6 protein-coding genes and 2 pseudogenes are annotated in these 7,678 nt (G+C 60.5%); 5 read left to right on the top strand and 3 right to left on the bottom strand.

Annotation, left to right across the window (positions count from 1 at the left end; translation table 11 throughout):
* Positions 1-302: 302 nt before the first annotated feature.
* Positions 303-647 (bottom strand): annotated as a pseudogene (locus tag FHW96_RS25640) (IS5 family transposase); the annotation flags it as partial.
* Positions 648-1,026: 379 nt separating this feature from the next.
* Here FHW96_RS25640 and FHW96_RS26445 point away from each other — a divergent pair.
* Positions 1,027-1,164 (top strand): annotated as a pseudogene (locus FHW96_RS26445) (transposase); the annotation flags it as partial.
* Positions 1,165-1,272: 108 nt separating this feature from the next.
* Here FHW96_RS26445 and FHW96_RS25650 read toward each other — a convergent pair.
* Positions 1,273-1,587, bottom strand: coding sequence for a hypothetical protein (locus FHW96_RS25650; protein WP_253951274.1), 315 nt, complete (start codon positions 1,585-1,587; stop codon positions 1,273-1,275).
* Between the two features lie 493 nt (positions 1,588-2,080).
* Between FHW96_RS25650 and FHW96_RS25655 the strand changes: the two genes are divergently transcribed.
* On the top strand, positions 2,081-3,328 hold the full coding sequence (locus FHW96_RS25655; RefSeq protein WP_172343402.1) for an SGNH/GDSL hydrolase family protein: 1,248 nt from the start codon (positions 2,081-2,083) through the stop codon (positions 3,326-3,328).
* 134 nt (positions 3,329-3,462) lie between these two features.
* On the opposite strand, the gene FHW96_RS25660 is transcribed toward FHW96_RS25655, so the two are convergent.
* Positions 3,463-4,371, bottom strand: coding sequence for a LysR family transcriptional regulator (locus FHW96_RS25660; protein WP_172343403.1), 909 nt, complete (start codon positions 4,369-4,371; stop codon positions 3,463-3,465).
* A gap of 94 nt (positions 4,372-4,465) precedes the next feature.
* Between FHW96_RS25660 and FHW96_RS25665 the strand changes: the two genes are divergently transcribed.
* The 3 genes from FHW96_RS25665 (at position 4,466) to FHW96_RS25675 (ending at position 7,559) form a co-directional block, all read left to right on the top strand.
* On the top strand, positions 4,466-5,341 hold the full coding sequence (locus tag FHW96_RS25665; protein ID WP_172343404.1) for an oxidoreductase: 876 nt from the start codon (positions 4,466-4,468) through the stop codon (positions 5,339-5,341).
* Positions 5,342-5,629: 288 nt separating this feature from the next.
* The gene (locus tag FHW96_RS25670; RefSeq protein ID WP_172343405.1) at positions 5,630-6,613 is read left to right on the top strand and encodes an MBL fold metallo-hydrolase; all 984 of its coding nucleotides are present in this window, start codon (positions 5,630-5,632) and stop codon (positions 6,611-6,613) included.
* Positions 6,614-6,866: 253 nt separating this feature from the next.
* The gene (locus FHW96_RS25675) at positions 6,867-7,559 is read left to right on the top strand and encodes an HAD-IA family hydrolase (protein WP_172343406.1); all 693 of its coding nucleotides are present in this window, start codon (positions 6,867-6,869) and stop codon (positions 7,557-7,559) included.
* Positions 7,560-7,678: the final 119 nt, after the last annotated feature.

Below are 7,678 nucleotides of genomic sequence, written 5' to 3' on the forward strand. Positions count from 1 at the left end.
TGCCGCATCGTCGACTGACGGACGTAAACGACGGCCTGCCGCTCTTGATGGCGCGGCAAGACCTTTTCAGGCAGAGTTCTGATGAGTTCCATCGTCATGGCTGGCCTCCCGCGGAAGTGATAATCTTCGCTGGATCAGTTCCCCTAGAAGAACCACAATCCGCCGACGTCGATCTGTCGGCAGATCCGTCCAATGGATTTTCTTCCGATATGACATCGCCACGCCTCGCAATCCAGCGGGCCAGGTTCAGAAGCGCATTATGGCCCACCTGCGGCACTAAATGAACCTGTGACTCAGAGGTTCCTACGCCATGCTTTCTCGATCCGATTGCGCTGGTTGTAGCGGCGCTTGTCGTATTTGACAGGCAGCGATCGGGATTTTCGTCCCGGAATGCAGGGTTCAATGCCCTTTTGCTCAAGCGCATCCCTGAACCACTCGGCATCGTAACCCCGGTCGGCCAGCATCCACTGAGCCTTGGGCAACTCATCGAGCAGAGCTGCGGCGCCGGTGTAATCGCTGATTTGCCCTGCGGTGATGAAGAAACTCAAGGGGCGGCCATTGGCATCGGTCACGGCGTGAAGCTTGGTGTTCATGCCGCCCTTGGTCCGTCCGATCAGGCGCCCGAGATCCCCTTTTTTACCCCCAAGCTGCTTGCCCGGATTACCGAGCTCAGAAGCCAGGGAGCTACCGCGCAGGCTATCGCAGACGCCCTCAATGCCGATGGCTGGACGCCGCCCAAGAAGGATAGCTTCAACGCTGCCATGATCCATCGCCTGCTCCAGCGGCGTGGGCTTGGCACGACACGTCCTATCTGGTCGAACAATATACCACGGCAGAACGAGTGCGAAATTACCCTTCAGGAATATGCCGATCGAATCGGAGCACACCAACAAACTGTCTACGGTTGGCTCCGACGCGGTCGGATCAAAGGGCGGTTGGCCAAGGTCGGATCCCAGCGCATCTGGCTCGTCGACCTCCAAAACAGCTCAACAGGAATCTGCACTGGAGAGTCATCATGAACACACGATCGAGCGCATGTTCGGCCTGCTCAAGCGGCAGCGGCGCATTGCCACACGTTACGACAAAACTGCCCTCTCGTTTCTCGGCTTCCTCAACATCGCTGCCGCTCGCCTATGGCTTAAGGCTTTTGTCAACATGAGCTAATATCCCCCCAAAGACGAGGCCCACTCTCCGCTAATCTACGCCCCGATTTGTGCCAAATGTTCTGACGACGGACAGCTGAGTTACACTGGCGATGTGATTGGGTTGTCGTCATCGGTCGACGAGCGCTGATACGCGATGATGGAAGGGACTGTGCGGCGTTGCCCCCAGCGTCAAGCCATAGAACAGTCCGCCGCCGCCCAGTCCCGGCAGGGTTTTCTGGATGGCGGCAACGTCATCACGACTGTGTACGTCGATACGCACCCGCAGCTTGCCGTCGAAATCGAAATGGATCGCCGTCGCTTCCGGGCAGGCTGCCTTGATCATAACCTCAAGCTTGGCCAGTTCGTCGCTCACTGCCCTGGCATTCTCCACTAACGGGAAACGTTCGACGTTTCCTGCGGGTATCGTGGTCATCTCGCCCATCACTGCACCTCAAGGCTGCGATCATTGAATAAGGTGTACATTACGCTGCTTGCCAAGCCAATTCCAGCGCCATTCCGTTCTATATTTACGACAAGATGAGTCTATTCCCATAATGTTACACCCGAGATCAACGTGACCCGCCTCGCAACACCTCGAACAATAGGGTAACCACCTGCGAGTACTGCCGTCGGCTGAGGGAGTGGCCGTGGTTAATCTCTGAACAGATGGCCACTTGCGACGAACGGCTACAGAGCCGGCAAAGGCGGCTTTGGCGGCTGAGGCAGAGTTATGCGTCTGCGGCGAGCCAATCACCATTAGAGACGGAGGCTATCGATCCCATAGCGTATGGTTGCGCGGTTTTCGAAGGCTTTCGCCATTTTGCATTTTTCACGCTGGCCCAAGAATTGACGGCAGCCTCCGTTTGGACAATATTGGAATAACAATACTATTTTGGGGAGAGAGTTCCGTGCTCATAAACGGATGGAAGCGGTGTATGACCAGCGCTGTGGCTGTGGCTTTGGCGCTGTCGAGCGGTGCGACCCAAGCCAAGCCCGTGTGGCGAGAGGCGTTTCAGTCCAGCCCAGCAACTTACGAAGCGGCATCGGAAAGCTTCGTCAAATTTGCCGTCGAGCACTGGCACTTGCCGGCAGACAAATTGCGCCTCGAACTGACGCCCCAGCCGGTTTCCGGCACGGTCCGCTATCGCATCACGGTGCAGACGGCCGGAAGCAAACTGCGCATCAGGCTCTCGAATGAGGAGGGCACCGCGCCGCTGCGTTTGAGCGCGGCCTCGGTTGGCGTGGCAGGCGATGCTTTCGCCGCCCGCCTTGGCTCGCTACACGCCTTGACGTTCGGAGGCGCCGCCGGCGTGACGATCCCGGTTGGTGCGCCCGTTCTGAGCGATCCCGTCGATCTGGCGGTCAAGCCAGGCGCAGAGCTGATTGTGAGCGCCGCGCTGGCCTCACCAATGATGAACGAAGGGCGCGGTGGGGCTGGTTTCTTGATTGCTCCGGGCAATCAGGCCATGCAAACCGCGCTTGACCAGGCAGCCCCGATGAAGGGCAGGCCGCTGGTCACCGGCGTCTCAGTGCTGAGCGAGGCGCCGCCCCATGTCATTGTCGCGCTGGGCGATTCCATCACCGATGGCAACAAGGACAGACCCGATGCCCTGCATGGCTGGCCCGAAGTGCTGGCGCGCAGGCTGACGGCGCGCAAGGGCGGCGGGCGCTATACGGTGTTGAATGCCGGGATCGCGGGCAACCGGGTGCTCTCGCCGGGGTGGGGTGCGGCCAGCATGGCACGGCTGGATCGGGATGCCTTGCGGATTGATGGATTGACACATCTCATCCTGCTTGAAGGCATCAACGACATCAACTTCTCCGGTCACAGCCTGTTTGACGATCACCCGGACATCACGGCAGAGGAACTCATCGCCGGCTATCGCCAGATCATCGCGCGAGCCCATGCCCGCTCGGTAAAGATCTATCTCGGCACGCTGACGCCCAATCCGTTTGATCCTCTCACTTCAACCCCAGCCAAAGTGGCCATGCGCGAGGCGGTCAACCACTGGATCCGCACATCGCGCGAGCCGGATGCGGTGATCGATTTTGAAGCCATGGTGCGTGATCCGGCCAAGCCGACGCAGTTCAAGCCCGAGTTCGATTCAGGCGATCATCTGCACCCCAGCGATAAGGGCCATCAGGCCATGGGCAATGGCATTGACCTCTCGCTTTTCCCATGACGTCGATCGCTGCAAGGAGGGAGATGATGCGGTATGCCGCAAGCGGTTGCGGCCAATGAACCTATGGCAGGTTTGAACGAAACATTTTTGGTGCCAGAACGTCGGCTACGGCGGCGAGGCGCGACTTCACCGGGCTATCTTTGAGATAAGGCCTGGCGCGTGAAGTCGATAAAAGCCCGCAGCGGCGCTGGCACCTGTCGTCGACCAGAGTAATAGAGCATCGGGCCGGAAAAGGGCGTGCTCCAGTCTTCCAGAACAGGCTCGAGCGCGCCGCTCGCCAGATGCGGCTTCAGCCAATCCTCGAACAGGAAGATGATGCCCAGTCCCGCAACGGCGGCCTCGATCAGCAGATCACAGGCAAGACCTGGGCTGATGAGGAGCCGTGTGGGCGGGTCAATCCGCAGCACTTCGCCATCCTTCTCAAATTCCCAGACGGCAAGCGCGCCGCTGGAAAAGCGCCCGCCCAGACAGGCATGGTCGAGCAAGTCGCGCGGATGGGCGGGGCGGCCCCGTGCCACAAAGTAAGCTGGCGCGGCGGCGGCGATCAGGCGCTGGCAACGCGGCCCGATGGGCATGGCGATCATGTCCTGCTCGAGCCTTTCCTCATAGCGTATGCCCGCATCGGCGCCCGAGGCGAGAATATCGACAAAGCTGTCCTCGACGGTCACCTCAACGCGGATATGGGGATGGTTGAGCAGAAAAGGCGGGATGATGCTCGGCAGCACGGTTCGCGCGACATTGGCTGGCACATTGAGCCGCAGCGTGCCCGCCGGTTGGTCCGTCTGCGCTTGTACCCCTTCAAGCGCGGCGCCGATTTCGGCCAGCGCAGGCGAGAGGCGCTCGAAGAGCCGAGCTCCGGCCTCGGTCAAGGATATGCTGCGCGTGCTGCGGTGAAGCAGGCGCACCCCCAGGCGCGTTTCCAGCCTGCGCAAGGCCTCACTCAGACCGGACGCAGATACGCCGGAGAGGCGCGCGGCCTCGCGAAAGCCGCCCGCGCGGGCGATGTCGGCAAAGGCGGAGAGATCGTCGAGTTCCATCGGCATTGTGCGAGATTCCGTACGACCTGTGTGGAATAAGGTGGCTTATCGATCATCCGCGTAAAGTCCATATCCTGCTTACAGCTTCAGGAGATTTACCATGACCATTGCCGCCAAAGCCGGAACCTTCCTCATCGGCGATCGCATCGTAAACCGAATCGGCTATGGCGCGATGCAGCTTGCCGGGCCCGGCGTGTTCGGCCCGCCGCGTGATCGCGCCGAAGCAGTGGCGGTACTGCGCGCGGCAGTGGAGGCTGGCGTCAACCATATCGACACCAGCGACTTTTACGGCCCACACATCACCAACCAGATCATCCGCGAGGCGCTTCACCCTTACCGCGAAGATCTGGTGATCGTCACCAAGGTTGGCGCCCTGCGGGGCCCGAATGCCTCTTGGCTTCCGGCGCAAAGCCCGGCGCAGCTCACACAGGCGGTTCATGACAATCTGCGCCATTTGGGGCTGGAGCGGATCGATGTGGTCAATCTGCGGCTCATGGGCGATATTCACGCCCCGACCGATGGACCGCTGGAAGAGCAGTTCTCGACGCTGGCTCGTTTGCGCGAAGAAGGCCTGATCGCGCATCTGGGGATCAGCAATGCCACGCAGGCGCAGGTGGCGCAGGCGCAGGCCATCGCGCCCGTGGTTTGCGTGCAGAACCATTACAACCTTGTCCATCGCGCCGATGATGCGCTGATCGACGCCTTGACCGCTCAGGGTATCGCCTATGTCCCGTTTTTCCCCTTGGGCGGGTTCAGTCCGATCCAGTCGCAAACCCTCAGCGTGATAGCAGCCGAGCTCGGGGCAAGCGCGATGCAGGTGGCACTGGCTTGGTTGCTGGCACGCGCACCCAATCTTCTGCTCATTCCGGGGACGTCCAGCAGGGTGCATCTGGGCGAAAATCTGGCGGCGGCCGAGTTTCACCTGTCAACCACAATCCGGGCACGGCTTGATGATATTGTTACATCAAGGCTCTGAGAAGCGTTTCAATCTGCCCAAAGGTGGGAGCTATCGCCCGGCCAGCCAAAATCCGCCATCGGGGACACTATGAAGGGGTGGCGGGTTTGGGCTGCAGAGTTTTGCGCCGCAAATGGCGGCGTTAGAGAAGAGACCATTCGATAGCAACGCGCCGGTAGCTGCCGCCTGAGCTTAGATAAAAATAGATAAAAGGGCTGATGCTGAACCAACTTTGCCGGTAGCGGCCTTGTCCCTAAGCGGCTAGGTCATCTTCCATTTCGCGCTCCTGATTTCTGGACAGTTGCCCCAATGGCCAAACGCAATCCCTATTACAACGGCCCTGTCTCGGATCATTTCGACGGGCTACGCTTCCTCAACCCCGCTGGCGAACCGGAAACAGACCGCAGCCTTGGCGATGTGCTGCGCTGGCGGCGCAACATTCCCGACAACCCGTGGCCCGCTTGCGTGCCAGTTACACCGGTGCGGCCCCCAGCATCTGTCGATGGACTGCGGATCACCATGGTGGGCCACGCAACGCTGCTCATCCAGATGGGAGGCCTCAATATTCTCACCGACCCGGTTTGGTCCAAGCGAGCAAGCCCGTTTGGCTTTGCAGGACCCAAGCGAGTGACGGTCCCCGGCGTAGCGCTGGCCGATCTTCCCAGGCTTGATGCTGTTTTGTTGTCACACAATCATTATGACCACCTTGATCTGGCAACTTTGCGCTTCCTGCACCGTGACCATGATCCGCTGATCATCACTCCTCTGGGCAATGACTCCATCATCCGCCGCCGTGTTCCGGCAGCACGCGTTGTACCGCTGGATTGGGGTCAGAGTGTGGATTTGGAGCCCGATGTCCGGGTTCATGTGGTGCCCGCGCTGCATTGGTCGTCACGCGGCCCGCGTGATCGGCGTATGGCCCTATGGGGCGGGTTCATGGTGAGGGCCAAAGGGCGGCTTATCTATTTTGCGGGCGATACCGGTTATGGCACCGGCGCCATCTTCCAAAAATTGCGGCAGGACTACGGGCCCGTCGATGTCGCGCTGCTGCCCATTGGCGCCTATGATCCGCGCTGGTTCATGGGGGCTCAACACACCAATCCCGCCGAAGCTGTAGCCATCATGAAGCATTTGGAGGCAAAGCTGGCGCTGGGCATCCATTGGGGAACCTTCAAGCTGACCGACGAGCCGCGCGATGATCCGTTGCGGCAACTGGATCAGGCAATTGCTGAGCAAGGCATAGATCCGCAAAGTTTCATCGCGATGCGGGCCGGACAAGTTGTAACAGCCTAGCACCTCAAGTCGCCCTTCTGTCCTTCGAGGCGCCTGTGCCGGAACGACAGATCGCCACCTCCGTCGTTCTGGCTTTGCCGACATTATCTGAAGGTGGCGCTGCACAATTGATGGCAAAGAGCAAATGAGATCAGGCTGGAAAGGGCCGCTGGTCTTTGGCGCACTTACCTGAATGAAGGGGCAGTTTCGACGAGCGTAACGGAACCACTAAACGGCTGCTACCCTGTGGGCTTGGGCTAAAAGGACCTAATCGATGACGCCGAAAGCAGAAATCCATCCAATTGACGCCGTGCTTCTCGACATGGACGGCACGATCCTGAACTCGATCCGGACCGCCGAACGGATCTGGGGGAATTGGGCGGCGGGCCACGGGCTTGATGTCGAGGCTTTCCTCAAAACGATCCATGGCGTGCAATCGATCGAGACGATCCGACGACTCGCGCTGCCCGGCGTGGATCCCGCGCTTGAAGCAGCTAGGATCACGCAGGCCGAGATCGACGATGTTGACGGGATTGAGGCCATTGCCGGTTGCGCCGCGTTCCTTTCCACGCTGCCCGGCGCGAAATGGGCGGTGGTGACATCGGCGCCGCGTGCGCTGGCCCAGCGCAGGATTGCCGCCGCAGAGCTGCCCCATCCGCCGATCCTGATCGCGGCGGAGGATGTCGAGCACGGCAAGCCTGCCCCCGATTGTTTCCACCTTGCCGCCCGCAAACTTGGCACAACCGCCGAGCGCTGCCTTGTGCTGGAGGATTCGCCTGCGGGCGTGCTGGCGGCGGAAAGGGCGGGCGCCCTGGTGCTGCTGATCACCGCGACCCACACCCACACCATCGACACGCCCCATGCCGCCGTTCATGATTACCATGGGTTGACGATGGAGACCGCTGACGACGGAGAAGTGTGGATACGTCCGGCGCAATGTCCCCTCTCCTACCGCCTGCGCGCCTGAGAAAGCAGCCTTATCAACCTGTCGCGGCCATAGCCAGCGCATCGGCACCCGCCGGAAAGTGAAGCCGGTCTGTGCGATCGTGCACCGCATCCCACACCGCCTGGGCAACATCGCTCTCG

Origin of the sequence: Novosphingobium sp. SG751A (genome assembly GCF_013149295.1) — a bacterium.
In the GTDB taxonomy this organism is placed as follows: domain Bacteria; phylum Pseudomonadota; class Alphaproteobacteria; order Sphingomonadales; family Sphingomonadaceae; genus Novosphingobium.

What these genes read in the sequence shown, in the direction of transcription:
- FHW96_RS25665 (WP_172343404.1), top strand. Translation starts at nt 4,466, where the DNA reads ATGACCATTGCCGCCAAAGCCGGAACCTTCCTCATCGGCGATCGCATC.
- FHW96_RS25660 (WP_172343403.1), bottom strand. Translation starts at nt 4,371, where the DNA reads ATGCCGATGGAACTCGACGATCTCTCCGCCTTTGCCGACATCGCCCGC.
- FHW96_RS25650 (WP_253951274.1), bottom strand. Translation starts at nt 1,587, where the DNA reads ATGGGCGAGATGACCACGATACCCGCAGGAAACGTCGAACGTTTCCCG.
- FHW96_RS25655 (WP_172343402.1), top strand. Translation starts at nt 2,081, where the DNA reads ATGACCAGCGCTGTGGCTGTGGCTTTGGCGCTGTCGAGCGGTGCGACC.
- FHW96_RS25670 (WP_172343405.1), top strand. Translation starts at nt 5,630, where the DNA reads ATGGCCAAACGCAATCCCTATTACAACGGCCCTGTCTCGGATCATTTC.
- FHW96_RS25675 (WP_172343406.1), top strand. Translation starts at nt 6,867, where the DNA reads ATGACGCCGAAAGCAGAAATCCATCCAATTGACGCCGTGCTTCTCGAC.